Annotated in this window: 18 protein-coding genes; 9 read left to right on the top strand and 9 right to left on the bottom strand. The window is 68.2% G+C overall.

Annotation, left to right across the window (positions count from 1 at the left end):
* Nucleotides 1-3: 3 nt before the first annotated feature.
* Nucleotides 4-1,443: an amidase gene (locus JWS13_RS22970; RefSeq protein ID WP_206007602.1), complete on the bottom strand. Its 1,440-nt coding sequence runs from the start codon at nucleotides 1,441-1,443 to the stop codon at nucleotides 4-6.
* Between the two features lie 117 nt (nucleotides 1,444-1,560).
* Nucleotides 1,561-2,184, bottom strand: coding sequence for a superoxide dismutase (locus tag JWS13_RS22965; protein ID WP_012691075.1), 624 nt, complete (start codon nucleotides 2,182-2,184; stop codon nucleotides 1,561-1,563).
* Nucleotides 2,185-2,442: 258 nt separating this feature from the next.
* Here JWS13_RS22965 and JWS13_RS22960 point away from each other — a divergent pair, with 258 nt between their 5' ends.
* On the top strand, nucleotides 2,443-3,636 hold the full coding sequence (locus JWS13_RS22960) for an acyltransferase family protein (RefSeq protein ID WP_206007601.1): 1,194 nt from the start codon (nucleotides 2,443-2,445) through the stop codon (nucleotides 3,634-3,636).
* Nucleotides 3,596-4,306 (top strand): peptide-methionine (S)-S-oxide reductase MsrA, encoded by a 711-nt coding sequence (gene msrA, locus JWS13_RS22955; RefSeq protein WP_206007600.1) that lies wholly within the window; start codon nucleotides 3,596-3,598, stop codon nucleotides 4,304-4,306. Before JWS13_RS22960 ends, msrA begins: the two co-directional genes overlap by 41 nt.
* Nucleotides 4,307-4,314: 8 nt before the next feature.
* On the opposite strand, the gene JWS13_RS22950 is transcribed toward msrA, so the two are convergent.
* Nucleotides 4,315-4,785, bottom strand: a complete 471-nt coding sequence (locus tag JWS13_RS22950; RefSeq protein ID WP_206007599.1) for an anthrone oxygenase family protein — start codon at nucleotides 4,783-4,785, stop codon at nucleotides 4,315-4,317.
* A gap of 166 nt (nucleotides 4,786-4,951) precedes the next feature.
* Between JWS13_RS22950 and JWS13_RS22945 the strand changes: the two genes are divergently transcribed.
* A complete protein-coding gene (locus tag JWS13_RS22945) occupies nucleotides 4,952-5,893 on the top strand; it encodes an AraC family transcriptional regulator (protein ID WP_206007598.1) in 942 nt (313 codons plus the stop codon).
* Nucleotides 5,894-6,001: 108 nt separating this feature from the next.
* Nucleotides 6,002-6,595, top strand: a complete 594-nt coding sequence (locus JWS13_RS22940; RefSeq protein WP_206007597.1) for an Rv1733c family protein — start codon at nucleotides 6,002-6,004, stop codon at nucleotides 6,593-6,595.
* 79 nt (nucleotides 6,596-6,674) lie between these two features.
* Here the strand turns inward: JWS13_RS22940 and JWS13_RS22935 are convergent, their stop codons facing one another.
* Together JWS13_RS22935 and JWS13_RS22930 are read right to left on the bottom strand one after the other, a co-directional pair.
* Nucleotides 6,675-6,986, bottom strand: a complete 312-nt coding sequence (locus tag JWS13_RS22935; protein ID WP_206007596.1) for a DUF3303 domain-containing protein — start codon at nucleotides 6,984-6,986, stop codon at nucleotides 6,675-6,677.
* Nucleotides 6,987-7,127: 141 nt separating this feature from the next.
* The gene (locus JWS13_RS22930; RefSeq protein WP_206007595.1) at nucleotides 7,128-8,057 is read right to left on the bottom strand and encodes an LLM class F420-dependent oxidoreductase; all 930 of its coding nucleotides are present in this window, start codon (nucleotides 8,055-8,057) and stop codon (nucleotides 7,128-7,130) included.
* Between the two features lie 41 nt (nucleotides 8,058-8,098).
* Here JWS13_RS22930 and JWS13_RS22925 point away from each other — a divergent pair, with 41 nt between their 5' ends.
* On the top strand, nucleotides 8,099-8,965 hold the full coding sequence (locus tag JWS13_RS22925) for a S49 family peptidase (RefSeq protein WP_206007594.1): 867 nt from the start codon (nucleotides 8,099-8,101) through the stop codon (nucleotides 8,963-8,965).
* On the opposite strand, the gene JWS13_RS22920 is transcribed toward JWS13_RS22925, so the two are convergent.
* Nucleotides 8,966-10,747, bottom strand: coding sequence for a hypothetical protein (locus tag JWS13_RS22920; RefSeq protein WP_206007593.1), 1,782 nt, complete (start codon nucleotides 10,745-10,747; stop codon nucleotides 8,966-8,968). It abuts the gene before it with no gap.
* Nucleotides 10,748-11,204: 457 nt separating this feature from the next.
* On the opposite strand from JWS13_RS22920, the gene JWS13_RS22915 reads away from it, so the two are divergent.
* The 3 genes from JWS13_RS22915 to JWS13_RS22905 are packed head-to-tail and all read left to right on the top strand — an operon-like array spanning nucleotide 11,205 to nucleotide 13,918.
* Nucleotides 11,205-12,209: a DUF4328 domain-containing protein gene (locus JWS13_RS22915; protein ID WP_206007592.1), complete on the top strand. Its 1,005-nt coding sequence runs from the start codon at nucleotides 11,205-11,207 to the stop codon at nucleotides 12,207-12,209.
* On the top strand, nucleotides 12,206-12,970 hold the full coding sequence (locus JWS13_RS22910) for a glycerophosphodiester phosphodiesterase (RefSeq protein WP_206007591.1): 765 nt from the start codon (nucleotides 12,206-12,208) through the stop codon (nucleotides 12,968-12,970). Before JWS13_RS22915 ends, JWS13_RS22910 begins: the two co-directional genes overlap by 4 nt.
* 33 nt (nucleotides 12,971-13,003) lie before the next feature.
* A complete protein-coding gene (locus tag JWS13_RS22905; RefSeq protein ID WP_206007590.1) occupies nucleotides 13,004-13,918 on the top strand; it encodes a DUF5926 family protein in 915 nt (304 codons plus the stop codon).
* Between the two features lie 68 nt (nucleotides 13,919-13,986).
* Here JWS13_RS22905 and JWS13_RS22900 read toward each other — a convergent pair whose 3' ends face one another.
* The gene (locus JWS13_RS22900) at nucleotides 13,987-14,532 is read right to left on the bottom strand and encodes a ferritin (RefSeq protein ID WP_206007589.1); all 546 of its coding nucleotides are present in this window, start codon (nucleotides 14,530-14,532) and stop codon (nucleotides 13,987-13,989) included.
* Nucleotides 14,533-14,760: 228 nt separating this feature from the next.
* Between JWS13_RS22900 and JWS13_RS22895 the strand changes: the two genes are divergently transcribed.
* Nucleotides 14,761-15,951 carry a lipase family protein gene (locus JWS13_RS22895; RefSeq protein ID WP_206007588.1) on the top strand — a complete coding sequence of 397 codons (1,191 nt, stop codon included), beginning with the start codon at nucleotides 14,761-14,763 and terminating at the stop codon, nucleotides 15,949-15,951.
* Between the two features lie 9 nt (nucleotides 15,952-15,960).
* Here JWS13_RS22895 and JWS13_RS22890 read toward each other — a convergent pair whose 3' ends face one another.
* Entirely contained in the window at nucleotides 15,961-16,512 is a 552-nt protein-coding gene (locus tag JWS13_RS22890) for a ferritin (protein WP_192581772.1), read from the bottom strand.
* A gap of 23 nt (nucleotides 16,513-16,535) precedes the next feature.
* Nucleotides 16,536-17,756, bottom strand: coding sequence for an LCP family protein (locus JWS13_RS22885; protein WP_241032267.1), 1,221 nt, complete (start codon nucleotides 17,754-17,756; stop codon nucleotides 16,536-16,538).
* Nucleotides 17,757-18,013: the final 257 nt, after the last annotated feature.

Below are 18,013 nucleotides of genomic sequence, written 5' to 3'. Positions count from 1 at the left end.
CCGTCAGCCGGCGTCCTGGATCCGACGCCACGGAGCGGCCTGCTCGAGTTCGAACGCCAACTCGAGCAGGGTCCGCTCGTCGCCGTGGTCGGCCGAGAAGTGCGAGGCCAGCGGCAGACCGCGGGACGTCTCGTGCATCGGCAGCGAGATGGCGGGCCCGCCCGACGCATTGTTCAACGGCGTGAACGCCGTGTAGGCGATCAGCTTGTCGAACAGCTCCTCGAAACTCTGCGTCGGCGAGAGGTATCCGAGCTCCGGCGTGGTGTGGGCCAGGGTCGGGGACAGGATCACGTCGTACTTCTGGAAGATCTGCGCGTACTCGCGGTACGTGCGCCGCAACCGGTACAGCACCCGTGGCGTCTTCGCGATGTTCTTGCGGTACATCGCGGCGAGTCCGCGCGTCAGGTTGTCGGTGGCGTCGCGGTCGAAGTCCGGTCCGAGCATCCGCTTGCCGTTGCTGGAGATGACGAACGACAGGAACCCCCAGTAGATGCAGAAGTCCTCGACGAACGACGTGCCCACCGGCATCGGGCACTCCTCGACGTGGTGGCCGAGGTCCGCGAGCAGATCGGCGGTCGCGTGGACCGATTTGCGGGTCTCGTCGTCCGTGCGGGAGACGGTGACCGAATCGACCACCACCCCGACCTTCAGGCGGGTGCTGCTCGGCCCCTCCACCAACCGGATGGGCGGCAGCGTGGGATTGCGGTAGTAGCGTTCGGCGGCCGCCATCCACCGTGCGGTGTCGCGCACCGAGCGGGTGACAGCGCCTTGCGCGATGATCCGGATCGGCAGCGTCTTGTCCATGGCGTCGGGGATCGTCCGCCCGCGGGACGGCTTCAGGCCGACGAGCCCACAGGCGGCGGCGGGGATGCGGATGGATCCGCCGCCGTCGTTGGCGTGTGCGATCGGCACCACACCGGAGGCGACGAGGGCCGCCGAACCTCCCGAGGACGCACCCGGCGAGAACGCGGGATTCCACGGATTGTGCACGGCCTCGGCGTCCATGAATTCGGTGGACGCACTGAACCCGAACTCGGGCAGCCTGCTCTTGCCCAGCGAGAGCACACCGGTGGACAGGTACTGCGTGACGAAGTCGCTGTCCACCAGGGCGGGTTTCGCGGCGAACGCGACGCTGCCGTGCTGGGTGGGCACTCCGGCGACGTCCACGTTGTCCTTGACGACGGTCGGAACTCCCGCGAAGACGCCCTCGTGCGGGCGGTCCGCTTCGGTCAGCGCACGATCGAAGTCGGCGAACGCCAGAGCGTTCAGGGCCGGCCCGACCGACTCGGCGCGCGCGATCGCCGCCTCCGTCACCTCACGGACAGACACCTCCCCGGCGGCGATCCGGGCCGCGAGACCGGTGGCGTCGAGGTCGCCGAGCGCGTCGTCGCGGAAGGCGTGGACGACGGCGTCGTCCCTGGCGGGGGTGCTGGACTCGGTCACTCGAGAAGCCTATTGGACGCTCGGCCTGCTCGGACGGGATTTCGCGCCCGAAACGAGCACGGGCGCCCGGAACACTCGATGGTGTTCCGGGCGCCCGTGGCCGAGAAAAAGCGAGAACTAGACGATCAGGCCCGCGGTCTGGGTGCGTGCCTTCTCGAAGCGAGCGGCGACGTCCGCCCAGTTCACGATGTTCCAGAATGCCTTGACGTAGTCGCCCTTGACGTTCTGGTAGTCGAGGTAGAAGGCGTGCTCCCACATGTCGAGGAGCAGCAGCGGCGTGAGGCCGATCGGGATGTTGCCCTGCTGGTCGTACAGCTGGACGATGAGCAGGCGCTGGCCGATGGAATCCCAGGCCAGGATGGACCAGCCGGAGCCCTGGATGGCGTTGGCGTTGGCCGAGAAGTGGTTGCGGAACGCGTCGAAGCCGCCGAACTGGTCGTCGATCGCGGCCGCGAGCTCACCGGTCGGCTTGTCGCCGCCGTCCGGGGAGAGGTTGTTCCAGAAGACGGTGTGGTTCGTGTGGCCGCCCAAGTGGAAGGCGAGGTTCTTCTCGTGCAGGTTGACCACGGCGGGCAGGGTGTCCGACTCGCGGAGCTCGGCCAGCTTGTCGAGCGCCGTGTTGGCACCGGTCACGTACGCGGCGTGATGCTTGTCGTGGTGCAGTTCCATGATCTTGCCGGAGATGTGCGGCTCGAGAGCTGCATAGTCGTACGGGAGTTCCGGCAGCGTGTAAACAGACACGAGGGTCCCTTCATCAACGGGCTGTGAGCCCTGGTGTGTTCCGGGTGTCGACGACACGTGGACACGCGTCTGACACCCGCCTTTGGCGAATCGTTCTCGGGTATATACCCAATCTCATTGGTACACCCTGCGCAACAGTTGGGGTCACGGAGCGATTCCCGGAACGGAAAGTTCGGGCACCCGAAAAAAGGCTGGCGCGGCGACACTGAATGTCGTGAGAATTCGTCCGAGCGGTGAACGGAACCTTAAGCTGACGCGATGCCTTCGCTGATACCCGTTGCAGATTCGCATGCGGCCGCGCCGCGTGTGGAACTCACGGGCGCGAATCTGCTCCGCTTTTTCGCAGTTCTGGCCGTGATTTACTCGCACATCTCGTTCTATCTGATCGACGACCTCGGAACCGGATGGTGGTTCATCGACGTCGTCTATCAGATCTTCGTCGAGCGGGGCGGACTCAACCAGCATCTGTCGTTTCTCGGGGTCGCCGTCTTCATGATGCTGACCGGTTTGTTGATCACCCGTTCGGCCATTCGCCACGAACCCGGGCACTTTCTGTTCAATCGGCTCGGCCGCATCCTTCCCGCATTCTGGGTGGCCGTCCTCGCTGCGATCGTCCTGGTCCGCCTCGGCATCAACGGCATGTTCAGCGGCCAGGAGGGTGTGTCGAACATCGACGCCGCGCTGAGTTTCGTCCTCGGCGGGTTCTTCCTCAAACCGGAGGTCGCGGTGCTCGGGGTCACGTGGACCCTCGCCGTGCAGATCCTGTTCTACTTCGCCTGCGTCGCCGCGCGACCCGTGCTGCGCACCCTGCCCATCGCGATGCCGATGGCCGGCGCCTCGATCTGCGCCCTGATCCTGCTCTACAACCTGTACGCGCCGCAGCCGTACACGGTCCCGATGCTGTCGAAGATCGCCGCGACGCTGCCCGCCGTGTTCCTCGGGCAGATCATCTACCTCGGCTGGGCACGACTCGCGGACTGCCGGTGGATCGTCGTCGCCGGGCTGGCCCAGGTCGAGGTGATCCGCCTCGCCACCGACTTCCGGGTGTACTGGGCGGGCGATCACTACCTCTGGACGTTCGCCGTCGTCACCGCGTGCGTCGTGCTGGTGGGCCGGTACGACGGGCCCGCCGCGCACTGGGCCGTCGTGCGGTGGACCGCGACGCGCAGTTACGCGATCTACCTGGTCCACACGCTGATCCTCTACCGCGTGTACGAGCACACGGTGGGCTCGTTCGGCGAGACCGGGGCCGTGGTCACGTTTCTGGTGGTGACGGCGCTGGTGTCGGAGGCGCTCTACCGGTGGGTGGAGGTGCCCGCGACGGGCTGGGTCACCGCCCGCGCCGAGCGGATGCGCATGCAGTCGGCGCTCGCCCGGGAGACCACTCCGGCACCGCGCGTAGCATCGAACCATGTCTTGGTACGACGAGCTTCTGGGTCGAGCAGCCGCTAAGTCCGTGATGGTCACCGCCGAGGACGCACTCCCCGGACGGAGTCAGGCGATCCCGGTTCCGGCGACGCACTACGTCAACGGTCACCCCCTGAAACCCCCGTTCCCCGAGGGCATGCAGACCGCGGTGCTGGGCATGGGATGTTTCTGGGGCGCCGAGAAGGAGTTCTGGCAACTCGACGGCGTCTACACCACCGCGGTGGGGTACGCAGGCGGCTACACGCCGAACCCCAGCTACGAGGAGACCTGCTCGGGACGCACCGGGCACACCGAGGTGGTGCTCGTGGTCTTCGATCCGAAGGTGATCTCGTACGCCGAGATCCTCAAGGAGTTCTGGGAGAACCACGATCCCACGCAGGGCATGCGGCAGGGCAACGACCAGGGAACGCAGTACCGTTCGGCCATCTACACCATCGACGAGCAGCAGGTGGAGATCGCCGAGGCCACCGGTGAGGCGTTCGAGAAGCGGCTCGTCGAGGCCGGGTACGGCGCGATCACCACGGAGATCGCCCCACTCACGCAGTTCTACTACGCCGAGGACTACCACCAGCAGTACCTCGCGAAGAACCCCGGCGGATACTGCCCCGTGCACGCCACCGGCGTCAGCTGCCCCGTCGGCCTGTTGAAGCAGGACGAGGTCCCGGCGCAGACCGACATCCTGCCGCCCTCGTAGATCCCGGACTATCGACCGCGGGTCGCGGACCACGTGAGCACGGCGGACGCCGCGATGGCGCTGACGGTGCGCACGTGGTTCCACCCGGTCCAGCCCGACACGTAGTCGCGCCAGTAGTCCGCCGAGCCCGCCGCAGTGGGATCGATCGCGTCGAGCGCGTTGTTGTGCGGCACGTGGTAGACGATGGTCAGCACGATCCCCACGAGATACAGCGCGCACGCGATCACCGCGTACACGCCCGAACCGTCGTGCCGCACCACGCTGACGATCGCGAGCGCGATCGACGTCAGCGCGGTGCCGAACAGCGCCGTCATGAACCAGAAGTTCGGCGCCTCTCGGTTGATCGCCTGCATCGCTGCGATGCCCTGAGCCGGGTCCAGGCGTCCGAGCCCGGTCATGATGAACGTGGAGAACGCGAACATCACGCCGCCCACCACACCGGCACCGACCGCCGTGACGATCGTCAGGTAACGCTCCATGATCAAACCCTCCAGACCCCGGCCGCTGCCGCGGCGCGGACGTAGTCGGTGAAGTCGCGGGGCGCTTGTTGCGGAGCCGTTGTCATGTGTTCAGTCAAGACGGCGGCAGCGAGACTTTCCATGGTTGAAAATCGCTGCTCCATACGCGAGCGTCTACGGTTGAGGTGTGGATCCCCTCGCCGGTCTCATCAGTGGTCCCCGCGCCGCCGGAGCGTTCGTGCTCCGGTCGATCATGGAACCGCCGTGGTCGCTGCAGATCGACGACCACGCGCCGCTCAGCCTCGTCGCGATGGGCCGCGGCGAAGCCTGGATCCTCCCGCACACCGGCGAACCGGTGCAGCTCACCGAAGGCGACGTCGCGATCATCCGCGGACCCGAGCGGTACGTCGTCGCCGACCACCCGGACACCCCGCCGCACGTGATCATCAACCCCGACCAGAGTTGCACGACGCTCCGCGGTGAACCGCTCGCCGAGGCGATGGACCTCGGCGTGCGCACCTGGGGCAACAGCGCGAACGGCCGCACCGTCATGTTGACCGGCACGTACCAGACCCCCGGCGAGATCAGCCGGCGACTCCTGTCCGCGCTCCCCGAACTCGTCGTGCAGCGCCGCGCCGACTGGGACTCCCGGCTCGTCACCCTCATGCACGACGAAGTGGTGCGCGACGAACCCGGGCAGGAAGCGGTCCTCGACCGACTCCTCGATCTGCTGCTGATCGCCGTGCTGCGCGCCTGGTTCGCGAGGCCGGCGGCCGATACGCCGTCCTGGGTGCGGGCGCAGGGCGACCCGGTGGTCGGCAAGGCGATGCGCATCCTGCAGAACAATCCCTCACACCAGTGGACGGTGGAGTCGCTCGCCGCGGAAACCGGACTGTCGCGGGCAGCCCTGGCGCGTCGGTTCACGGAACTCGTCGGTGAACCGCCCATGACCTTCCTCGCAGGCTGGCGGCTGTCCCTCGCCGCGGATCTGCTCCGCGAACCCGACGCGACGGTCGCGTCGGTGGCGCAGCGGGTGGGGTACGGAAGTGCATTCGCGCTGAGTGCGGCGTTCAAACGCGTGCGCGGAATGAGCCCGAAGGAGCATCGTGAGATGGCGGGGAGCAGATGAGTGTATTACGGCACAGTGCCCAATAACACACCGAATCGACTTGATCTTGTTTGCCTTGCGTACGACTCTGGATTGTAGGGAATTGTCGGCGAGAGGACCGGATCCGGAATGTGGAACAACTCTCAAGCACGAGGGCTGCGTAAGCGGTCGGCTCGTCAGCGGCACAACCCGCTAATCCGGCGCTCGGACCGGATCGAGAACATGCTCACCCTCGCCGTCGTGGTGCTCGCCTTCGCGATGCTGCCCCTCGCCATCCTCGTGGGCGCCCGGACCATCGACAGCCAGCTGACGTTGGCGGAGAAGCAGGTCGCGGACTACCGCACCGTCACCGCCACCACGCTCGCCGACTCCACCGGCGTGTCCGTCACCTCCGACGTCGCACCGTCGGGCGTCGACACCGCCCCCGCCAAGTGGACCTGGGGTAACGAAACCCGGCACGCCGACATCACCGTCGACCCCGCCACCCCCTCGGGAACCAGGCAAGACATCTGGGTCAACGCCGACGGCAACCTCACCACCGAACCGATGTCGTCGTCCGCCGCCCGCGTGGCCGGCGTGATCGCCGGACTGTTCACCTGGTTCGCGGTGATGATGATCGCGCTGTCCGGCTTCCTCATCTGCCGCGCCTCCCTGAACCGCTCCCGCGACGCGCAGTGGGACCGCGACCTCCGCCAGTTCCTGGATTCGACGACCCGGCACTGAGCCGGGATCAGGATTCGACGACCCGGCACTGAGCCGGGATCAGGATTCGACGACCCGGCACTGAGCACCGAGCCCGGGATCAGCTGATCGCGCCCCGGAACTCGACCGCGTGCTGCGCGGCCTGCGTGGTGACGGCGATGTCGGCGACCGGGTAGACGTGGAACTCGAAGAAGGGCCCGAACTTCGTCGGACCGTCCAGGATGTCGTTCGGATCGTCCGCCTCGACGAAGGCGAATCCCCCGTTGCCGTCCAGGCGGCCGAGGAAATGATGGAAGTCTGCCCCCTCGGCCGGCGTCCATCTCGCGAACACTTCGAGGCTCCGCCGCGCGGCCTCCTCGTTCTCGGCGGCGGAACCGCCCTCACGCACCGTCCACGTAATCACGTACTTCATCGCACCTGTTCATCTCCTCGTGGAGTCGACGCACGGTCGTTCCGGACGTGCTTCGAGCATTCCACCGCGGGGGAAGGAACGGAACGTTGCTGAGCCCGCCGAACGAACCTGCCGGTCTCGAACGGGCGGTTCCGCCTCCACCTAGCTCAGCTGCGGGACGACCTCACTGGCGACCAGTTCCAGGTGGTCGAGGTCGCCGAGGTCGAGGGTCTGCAGGTAGATCCGCTGCGACCCGGCCTCCGCGTAACGGCCGATCTTGTCGACGAGTTCGGCGGGCGACCCGGCGAGTCCGTTCTCCCGCAGTTCGCTGACCTCGCGTCCGATGTTCAGGGCGCGCTTCGCGATCTCCTCCTCCGTCCGCCCGCAGCACAGGACGAGCGCGTTGGAATACACCAGTTCCTCGGGGTCGCGGTCGATCGTCTTGCATGCGATCCGGACCCGGTCGAACACGTCCCGCGTCTCGTCGATCGACTGGAACGGGACGTTGAACTCGTTCGCGTACTTCGCGGCCAGCGCGGGGGTCTTCTTCTTACCGGTGCCGCCGATCAGGACGGGCGGACCCTGCGGCTGCCGCGGCTTCGGGAGTGCCGGCGAATTCTTGACCGTCAGGTGCGTCCCGTCGTAGGAGAACGTCTCCCCGAGCGGGGTGCGCCACAGTCCGGTGATCACGGCGAGGGACTCCTCGAGCCGCTCGAACCGCTCCTTCAGCGGCGGGAACGGGATGCCGTACGCCTGGTGCTCCTCCTCGTACCAGCCGGCGCCGATGCCGAGGTCGACGCGACCGCCGCTCATCTGATCCACCTGCGCCACCGAGACCGCCAGCGGCCCCGGGTACCGGAACGTCGCGGACGTGACGAGGGTGCCGAGACGGATCGTCGACGTCTCGCGGGCGATGCCCGCCAGCGTGATCCACGCATCCGTCGGTCCGGGCAGGCCCTCGGTGTTCATCGCGAGGTAGTGATCCGAGCGGAAGAACGCGCCGTACCCGAAACGTTCGGCGGCCTGCGCCACCGCCAGAAGTTCGTCGTAGGTGGCACCCTGCTGGGGTTCGGTAAAGATTCGCAACTCCATGTGAACCACTCTGCCCGATCCGTGATCGGTACGCTGATTTCATGGCGAAGATCCCACTGAACCTGCCGAAACCGCTGGCCGACAAGCTGCCCGACGCGTTCGGCGGTTCCGGCGCCGGGGTGGTCCCGGTGGTGCGGCTGCAGGGGATGATCGCGTCCGGCGGAGCGGGTTTCGGGCGGGTGCTGAGCGCGGAATCCGTCGAGGAACCGTTGCGGCGCGCGTTCACCACGCACGGCGCGAAGGCGGTGGCGCTGCTGATCAACAGTCCCGGCGGGTCTCCGACGCAGAGCGAATACATCGCCGCCCGCATCCGTCAGCTCGCCACCGAACACGAACTGCCCGTGCTCGCGTTCTGTGAGGACGTCGTCGCGTCCGGCGGCTACTGGCTGGCCTGCGCGGCCGACGAGATCTACGCGACCGCCACGTCGGTGGTCGGCTCCGTCGGCGTCATCTCCGCGGGCTTCGGGTTCTCCGAACTGATCGACCGCCTGGGCATCGAACGACGGCTGCATTCGGCGGGCGAGGCGAAGGCCCGCCTCGACCCGTTCTTCGCGGAGAAGTCCGAGGACGTGCAGTGGCTCGAACAGATCCAGGAAGGCATTCACGACGAGTTCCGCGACTGGGTGGTCGGCCGCCGCGGGGGCAAGCTGAAGGCGGCCGAGGCGGAACTGTTCGACGGCGACGTCTGGCTGGGGCGCCGTGCCGTCGAACTCGGCATCGTCGACGGGATCGGCACCCTGCGCGAGGTGGTGGAGAAGCGGTTCCCCGACGCCACGATCGAGATGACCGGGCCGCGCCGCTCCCTCTTCGCGAAACTCGGGCTGCCCGCCGCGAGCTGGGACGACGTGGCCGCCGCGATCGTCGGTGCGGCGAACACCCGCGTCGCCTGGTCGCGCTACGGGCGGTAACTACTTCGGCACGACCACCCCGACCGGGCCCACCCCGATGCACACGGACAGGTCCGGGGTCAGGGTGCTCACGCGCAGGCCCTGACCGCCACCGGTGAGTCGCACGAACACCGAATTCGGGCCGCGGCGCACGGGCACCCGCACCGGGCTGCCCTCCTCCATCGCGACGGCGATCTCACCGTCCGCCGTGGCCAGGTAGTTGAGCTGCGCCGTCCACTCCCAGCCGGTCAGCGGCCCGTCGAGGGGAATCGTGTCGAAACTGCGTCGGTCCACCAGGTGCCCGCAGTCCGGGACGGGGCCGGGCTCGATCGCGCGCACCCACGTCACCTGAGCGTCGACCACCGAACCGGCGTCGTCGATCATCCGGAGGTCCGGGGTGCTGTCGGAGAACGCGGGCCGGTCGCGGAGTGGAGCGAACACCCGGCTCACCAGGTTGTTCGGGTACGCCACCGGCAACAGCACCCAGATGGACGTGGGCTGCTGGAGAATTGGCGCGTCGTTCCGGTCGGCGAGCGACGCACGCGCGGTCGCGAGGTAGTCGGTGGTCGGGTTCTCCTCCCAGCTGCGGGTGAACGTGTACGTCGACCACAGGCTGCTCGCGACGAACGCGACCACGGCACCGGCCGCCACCAGGGGTCGCAACCGGACCGGTTCGGCTCGTTGACGCGGTGCGCGGGCGATCACGGCGACGGCGATCGCAAGGATCACCGCGGTGTCGGTGAAGTAACGCAGCGTCTGCGCGAGCTCGTACGTGGTGTCGGCGCCCCACCGGGTGACGACCATCGCCGTCACCGACAGCAGGAAGTACGCGGCCGTGAGCACCCACACCCAGCCGATCCGGCGCTTCAGCCGGACCGTCGCGACGACCGCCGCGGCGAGGGCGACCCAGCCGACCACCTCCAGCGTCGTCGAGGGGGACGCCCACGGGGGGCTCGGAATCCACCGTTCCCACGTCCACGGCCCACCCACGAACGTGGGCAGCAGTCCGAGCGACGTGCTGTGGTGGAGCAGTTCCAATGCGCGCGACGTCCCCGCCCATTCCCACTGCGACGCGACGGTGGAGATGTAGAACGCGGCCCACACCGCGAGCACCGCCGCCGACGGGATCCAGAGGGTCGCGCCCCGCCGCAGCGTCGACCGCACCGGCCGCTCCGTCTCGCCGACGTGCGCGAGCAGAGCGACGGTCGCGAACGCGGCGAACGGGACGACGACGGACTTCTCGAAGAACAGCAGCGACACGATCAGCACGAGCGTGCCCGACACGGCGTACCGCCGCCGTCCGGTGCGGCACAGTTCGAGGGCGTCGCCTGCCACCCACGCCAGCGCGATCTGCAGAGGCAGCGCGTTGAGTGCCGCCGCCCACCACGCGAACGCCGGCACGGTCAGCGGAGAGAACAGATAGAGCGCCAGCGGAACCAGCAGCACGGGCCGAGGCCCGAGGATTTTGCGAAGCAACCGGAACACCGCGTACGACGCCATCGCCTGCAGCGCGACCATCGTCAGCATCGGCAGGATCCACTGATACGGCGCGATCCGGGTCGCGATACCCGCCACCAGGAACGCCCCCGGCATGAGGTGACCGTCGTGGTCGTAGAGCAGGAGGTCGCCGGAGAAGAGGGGGAGGCTGCCGCCGCGCCCGGCGAGGATCAGATCGTCCCAGTAGAAGTCGCTGTTCGCGGCCACCCACGTCCGCACGAGAAGTTGCACCACGATCAGGGCGGCGGCCACCCGGAGGACACGGGCGGGCCCGAGGTGCCACCGCGATCCGGCGTCTTCCGTCATCGGTTTCCGAGATTACAGATTGGGTGGAACCAAACCGCGCCGGGCTGCGTCAGATCAAGTGTCGGGACATTTTCGCCCGGCACAGGTGGGGGAGACGACGGCCGGTCCGGAGTTCTCGGGTCGCTTCGCGGGCGATCCGAACTGGAGGGGTAATTCCGGGCCGAGCCGTCGGTCACCCGAAACCGGTTGTTCACCGAGCTGCGATGTCAAGTTCATCCACCGCTGTGGACCGTTCACCCGAAGCTGTCAACAACGCCGGATTCACATGCGCTCTGACCTGTGTATAAGCACTACTCACACTGTCCATAACTGTGTATGAACCTGTGGAAACTGTGGATAACTCGGCATTTCCGGTGCTGCAGCTCACACATTCTCCCCAAAAAGGACGATTCGGTCGTGGGCTGCCCGCATTCGCGGGCCGTGACAGAATCGGCAATGTGAAGTGGGTGCGGAGGGCATGAGCGTCGTCGTTCAGGTGTGCGCGCGGTGCGCGGCCCGGTGGCCGGTCCTCGGCGCCCCGGCGCAGTGGTGCCCCCGCTGCCACGGTGTGCTGCTCGCCCCCGTCCGGACCGGCCACAACCAGCCGCCCGCAAGCCGGGGATTCCGCTGGATCGCGCGACCTCCGCTGCAGCGCAGCGGTCTCGCCGACGAGCCGTCGACACCGAGCCCCACCCCGCACTACACCGAGATCCCCCGCTGGGGACTCCACGATCACGTCGACGCCCCCTCCACCCGCCGCGACTGGCCGGAACTGCTCGCAGGCAAGGCCGCGCGCTTCCTCACAATCACCACGGGCCTGTACGCATTCGGAGTGCTCGCCGAACTGGGCCGGTACGCCGTCCTCCTCCGCAACCGGACCCGGCTGATCGACCCCACCGTGCTCGCCGTGTCCGACCTCGCCGTGTTCGTCGGCCAGGCAGGCGGGATGCTCTTCGCGCTGCTGTCGGGCATCGCCGGAGTGTGCTGGCTGCTACGCATGCGTCGCCGCACGTTCGCCCAGGCGAAGAAATCCGACCCCCGCACCCCCACCGACGTCGTCGTCGGGTGCGCGGTGCCGGGCCTGAACCTGGTGATGCCCGGTGTGTTCCTGCTCGAGGTGATCCGCCGCGACCCCCGCGCGGTCCTGCTGGTCCGCGCCTGGTGGAGTCTGTGGGTCTTCGGCGCCGTGCTCGTCGTCTTCAACTGGTTCTGGCGGTCCAGGCCGGGGCTGCAGGCCATGGCGGACGGCGTCCTGCTGGCCGCGTTCACGGCGCTGGTCGCGTCCGCGACCGCGCTCCTCGCGCTGATGGTGCTCCGGCGGCTCGAGGGCCGGACGCTGAAGGGCGCGAAGGAACCGGTCACCCGCTGGGTGATCGCCACCGATCCGCTGCCGCGGACCGATGCGGACAAGCCCGCCGGGAAGTCGGCCGAGAAAACTGAGACGACGTCCGGTGACGCCGACCGGGAAGCCGTCGCGTCGTGAGCCCCGACCGGCGCGGGCCCCTGGTGGTGGCCCACCGAGGCGCATCCGCGGCCATGCCGGAACACACGCTCGCCGCCTACGAACTGGCACTGGAAGAAGGCGCGGACGGACTCGAGTGCGACGTGCGGCTCACCCGGGACGGCCACCTCGTGTGCGTCCACGACCGTACCGTCGACCGGACGTCCACCGGCACCGGCGTCGTCAGCGAGATGACGCTCGACGAACTGACGGAGTTCAACTACGGCACCGAGGAGGAGCCCGCCGAACTTCTCGAGCTGAGCGCGCTGATCGCACTCACCCTGGACTGGACGGCGCGCCCGGTGAAACTCTTCATCGAAACCAAGCACCCCGTGCGCTTCGGCGGCCTCGTCGAAAGCAAAGTCCTCGCCGAACTGCAACGCTTCGGCATCGCCGCACCCCCGTCCGCCGACCACTCCCGCGCCGTCGTGATGTCGTTCTCCGCCGGAGCGGTGTGGCGGATCCGGCGGTCGGCGCCGATGCTCCCGACCGTGCTGCTCGGCGAATCCGCCCGGTACCTCGGCGGGGGAGCCGCGACCACCGTCGGCGCCACCGCGGTCGGTCCCTCGGTGAAAACACTGCACGAACACCCGGACATCGTCGACAAGGCCGCCGCCGCGGGACGGGCCACGTACTGCTGGACCGTCGACAACCGCAGCGACGTCGAACTGTGCCGCGAACTCGGGGTCAGCTGGGTGGCCACCAACCACCCCGGTCGCACCAAGAAGTGGCTGGCCTCCTGACCGGACCGGCGTCGGCGTGTAGGTTTTGGCCTCGTGGCAAAGAAGAGCAAGAGAAACAGTGGTCCGAAGCCCGACAGTGGCCGCGCCGAGAAGCTCGCGCAGCGGCAGGCGGAACGGGAGAGCGCCGCGGCGGCCGTGACCCGGCCGTTCGAAGGCCTCGCCGCCGAATGCGATCTGGTGGCGCTGCGCGAGTTCGTCCCGTCGGCGACCGCCCCGCTTCCCGTCAAGGATTCGTCCCGTCCGGTGACGCTCGCGACCGTGCTGCCCGGCGCCGTCGCGGCGCTGGTCCGCGACGAGGGGGACAGTGCCACCGGGTTCGTCGGTGTGCAGGTCCAGGCGCATTCCGCTGACCTCGGCGCCGACCTGGCCGCGTCCGTCGCCTGGGTCCGTGACGCCGCCGGCGGCGAATCGCTGGCCTCCGCCAACCCCGGATCCGAGACCCCGGCACTGGCCGACGTGATCGACGCGGACGCACTGCTCGACATCACCGTGCACCAGGATTTCAACTGGTGGATCCCCGAAGGCGTGGAGCCGGCCCCCGAGGTCGCGACCACCGTGCAGCACGCGAACGCGGCGATCATGCCGTCCGCGCGCGTCGAGGCCGAGGGTGTCGTCGCCGCGTGGTGGGTCGACGCGGGCGAGAAGGCGCACATCCGCTGGGTGCGCCCCGAGAACGAGGACGATCTGATGCTGGCCCTGGCGCGCGTGCACGCGACCGGTGGCCTGCACCTCGGTGAGGGTTCGCGCTACGCCGGGTCGTTCCGGACCGACGGACTGCTGGTCCCGGTGTTCGACCTGGACCGCGAGAAGCATGCGAACGAATGGGCCGCCGCCACCGTCGAACTCGGTCAGCGACTGGCCGAGGCCCTGGCCGTCGACGCGCCCCTCACCACCGAGGAACGACGCGCCCGCGACGGACTGCGGGGCCGGCAGGTCACCCTGCGGTAGGCCCTCCGGGCTCGTGAGTGGTTGAGGAGTGCAGAGACTCGTCAACCACTCACGGGCGGCGGAGCCGCCTAGATGGAACCGCCCGCTGCGTGCGGTGCGCCGGACGTGTCTGCGACGCCGCTCATCTCGCGCGCGACGAACTCCTCGAGGTCGAACAGGTTGCTGCCCGCGCGGTCGGCGATGGTCAGCAGCGTCGTCATGCTCGCGACCTCCTCGACCTGCTCCTTGAGGAACCACTGCATGAACTGCTCGCCGAGGTAGTCACCCTCCTCGCGGGCGGTGCTCGCCAGCTGCACGATCTGCTCGGTGACCGTCTTCTCCTGCGTCAGAGCGAGTGCGATCGGCTCGCGTGCGTTCTCGAACTGGCCCTTCGCCGCGTCGACACCCGACAGGTCCACGGAGATGTCGCGGTCGAGGAAGTACTGGACGATCATCATGGCGTGGTTGCGCTCTTCGACGGCCTGCTTGTAGAAGTGCTTGGCCAGCTGCGGCAGGTCGGAGTTGTCGAAATAGACGGCAGTCGCGATGTACTGGTGTGACGCGTTGAATTCGTTGCGAATCTGGTCGTGAAGCAGAGCGTGGAATTTCGTCTTGTGCGCGTCGGTCGAAGTCATGAAATGGATAATATCGCTGGTCAGAGCACGTGTCATCCAAGTTCGACCTAATATTGGCAAGCGTTCCCAAACTAAAGTCAACCTAATTCCGGGACCATTCTGATCTCATTTTCCTAACGTGAACTGGCGACGAACGGTGGGACGGAACGGCGCAATCCGCGTCGCCGGGCGCCGGCCCCTGTATAAAATTCACACCGTTCTGACGGCGCGGCCCGGAGGGGCAGGCAATTGTTGAGACGATCCAGTGCGTGGATAGCGTTGATTCTCGGTGCTCTTTTCCTGGGCGTGACGATTCCGGTTCCCGCGCAGGCCGACCCGTTGTATCCCTGGCCGGACCCCGACCCCTTCTATTCGGCCCCCGCCGACCTCGGTGTCCTGAATCCCGGCGACGTCGTGCGGACGCGGCGGATCGACACCTGGATGTATGCGAACTCCGACGGGTGGCAGATCGCGTTCCGGTCGACGAACTCGGCGGGACATCCGATCCTGGCCGTCACCACCGTGCTGCTTCCCCGCGGCGTCGCGAACCCTCCGCTCGTGTCGTATCAGGCGATCGTGAATTCGCTGGGCACCAAATGCGCCCCGTCGCACTCGTTGTTCAATCTGGAACTGCAGGAGTCGCCGGGCCTGTATCTGGGTCTGCAGCGCGGCTGGGCCGTGTCGGTGCCCGATCATCTCGGCCCGACGGGCGCGTACGGCGCCGCGAAGCTCGGCGGCATGATCACCCTCGACAGCGTGCGGGCGGTGCAGCGGGTGGCCGAACTGGGGTTGACGCACAGCCCGGTGGCGCTGGCCGGCTATTCCGGGGGCGGCATGGCCAGCGCGTGGGCGGCGGCACTGGCCCCGACCTACGCGCCGGAGCTGAAACTCGACGCGGTGGTGGCGGGTGGGATTCCCGCGGACCTCGAGCAGATGGCCCTGGGTCTGGGGTTCAATCCGCATCCGGGGTTCGGGCTCGCATTCGCCGCCGCGATCGGCCTGGAACGCGAATACCCGGAGCAGCTGCCGATCTCGTCGCAGCTCAACGAGACCGGGCTGTGGCTGCGCGAGTGGATGTCGAACGAATGCCGCCGGTTCCTGCTGTTTCACGGCGCCTTCCGCAGCGCCGGACAGCTTGCCGCGTCCACCAGCCTCATGGCGAGTTCGGGTGCGCACCAGGTGTTGCGCGAGAACAGTCTGCGGTACTTCGAGGGTGTCCCGACCGCGCCCCTCTACCTGTGGCACGGCACCCTCGACGGGCTGACGCCGTTCGATTCGATCGCGGAGACCGCGCACCGCTATTGCGCTGCCGGCGACAGACTCACGTTCGTGCCGTACGAGATATCCGAGCACATGACGACGGCAGTGGTGGGCTTTCCGGACGCCTACGAATACGTGGCCGCGCGATTCCGCGGCGAACCGGCGCCCACCCGCTGCTAACCCGTCAGGTCAGACGCCGCCGCCCGCTCTCTTCGGCGCACCCGGCCGGACCGGCGCGTTGCCGCTCATCTCGCGGGCGATGAAATCCTCGATGTCGAACAGGTTGTCGCCGGCACGCTCGACGATCGTCAGGAGCGTGTGCATGTCCGAGACCTCCTCGACCTGTTCCTCGAGGAACCACTGGATGAACCGCTCGCCGAGGTAGTCGCCGCTCTCGCGGGCCGTGCGGGCGAGCTTGGTGATCTGTTCCGTGACGGCGCGTTCGCGCTCCACCGCGAGTGCGACGGGGGCGCGCACCGAGTCGAAATCGGTGACCACGTCGTCGATGCCGGTGACTTTCACCTCGAGGTTGTTGTCGATCAGGTACTGGATCATCATCATCGCGTGGCCGCGCTCCTCGGCGGCCTGCGAATAGAAGCGGCGAGCCAGTTGCGGGAGAGCGTGCGAGTCGAAATAGACGGCCACCGCGATGTACTGCTGGGATGCGGTGAATTCGTTGCGGATCTGCTGCTGCAGGAGGGCATGGAACTCGCTGGGTGCTTTCGCCGCCGGTTGCGTCATGGATGTCAGTTTACGGCCGGGCGTCACGGACCGGTGGTGACAAGTTCGGCCGGAACCTGACGGTCGTTGGCCAGCGCGTCGAAGAACTGCGACGCCCGGTCGTGATCCCAGAGCAACACGTTCCCGGAGCCGTCGACGTCCTCGAAACCGCCGACCGGGACGGTCGTCGTGACCATGTCGCCCTTGACCGCCCAGGCGAGTGCGGCGAGATTCCAGATGTGGTCGCTCTCGTCGACGCGCAACGATGCGGCGGTGTCGGTGACGAGCGGCCAGACACGGAACGGGTTGAGCCACGTCGCCGGACTGGTGGCCTTCGACATCAACGCCGCCATGAACATCCGCTGATGGTTCATCCGGTCGATGTCGGCGAGCGCGGTCGCGCGGCTGCGGACGAAGCCGAGCGCCTCCGCTCCCGCCAGTTCCTGGCAGCCGGGCGCGAGGTTGATCCCCGCGAGCGGGTCGTCGATGGCGGTGTCCAGGCACATCTCGACGCCGCCGATCGCGTCGACGATGCCGGCGAAACCACCGAACCCGATTTCCGCGTAGTGGTCGATGTGCAGACCGGACGCCTCCTCGACCGTCTGGGTCAGCAGTTGCGGACCACCGAACGCGAACGACGCGTTGATCTTGTCCTCGCCGTAGCCGGGGATCGACACGTACGAGTCGCGCGGAATGCTCACCATCGTCGCCGGGCCGCCGCCGCTGGGGACGTGCACCACGATGATGGTGTCGGTGCGGTCGGGACCGCTGTTGCCGCCGGTCGACAGCTGCTGTTCCTGCTCGGGGGTCAGCCCGGTGCGGCTGTCCGAACCGACCAGCAGCCAGTTCGTGCCGGGGGTGTCGCCGATCCGGCCGGGGTAGTCGGCCAGTGCGTCGATCCGGTTCAGCGAACTGTCGAGGTAATACGTCATGCCCGCGAGCGCCAGGACCAGCACCAGGAACAGGATGCCGATGCGACGCCCCCAGTGCCGTGGCCGCCGGGGCCTGCGCTGCTGCGGCGGCTCCGGGGTCCGCGACGGTGCGGGCGGCGGAGGGGGTGGTGGTGGCGTGCGCGGGGGACGCCGGTCGGGCACCCGTTGCGGCGGCGGTGGTGGTGGCGCGTCGCGGTACGGCTGCGGCGTCTGGGTGGGTGCGTAGCCGCGCGGACCCTGCGGCGGGGCCGAGCGGGACAGCTGCGGTTCCGGGGCCTGCGACCACGCCTGCTGGGGCGGCGGCGGGGCGCCACGGCCGTCGCGGCGGATCACCTGGGTGCCCTCCTGCGGCGGCGGGGGGCCCTGACGGGGTGCGGGGTGTCGCGGGCGGGGCGCAGGAGGCCCCTGTTGCGGCGGTCCCTGCGGCGGCACTCGCCGCGTCTGCGGAGGGACTCGCTGGTCAGGGGGCGGAATTCGGCGGTTCTGGGGCGGCGGCACCTGCTGCCCGCCCGGCGTCCGCCGAGGCGGACGGGGCGGCAGCGGAGGATAGGGGGCGTCGCCGGTCACCCGCACGACTTTACTGGTCCGGC

This window comes from Rhodococcus pseudokoreensis (assembly GCF_017068395.1).
GTDB lineage: Bacteria > Actinomycetota > Actinomycetes > Mycobacteriales > Mycobacteriaceae > Rhodococcus_F > Rhodococcus_F pseudokoreensis.
This window is presented reverse-complemented; position numbering and strand designations above follow the sequence as displayed.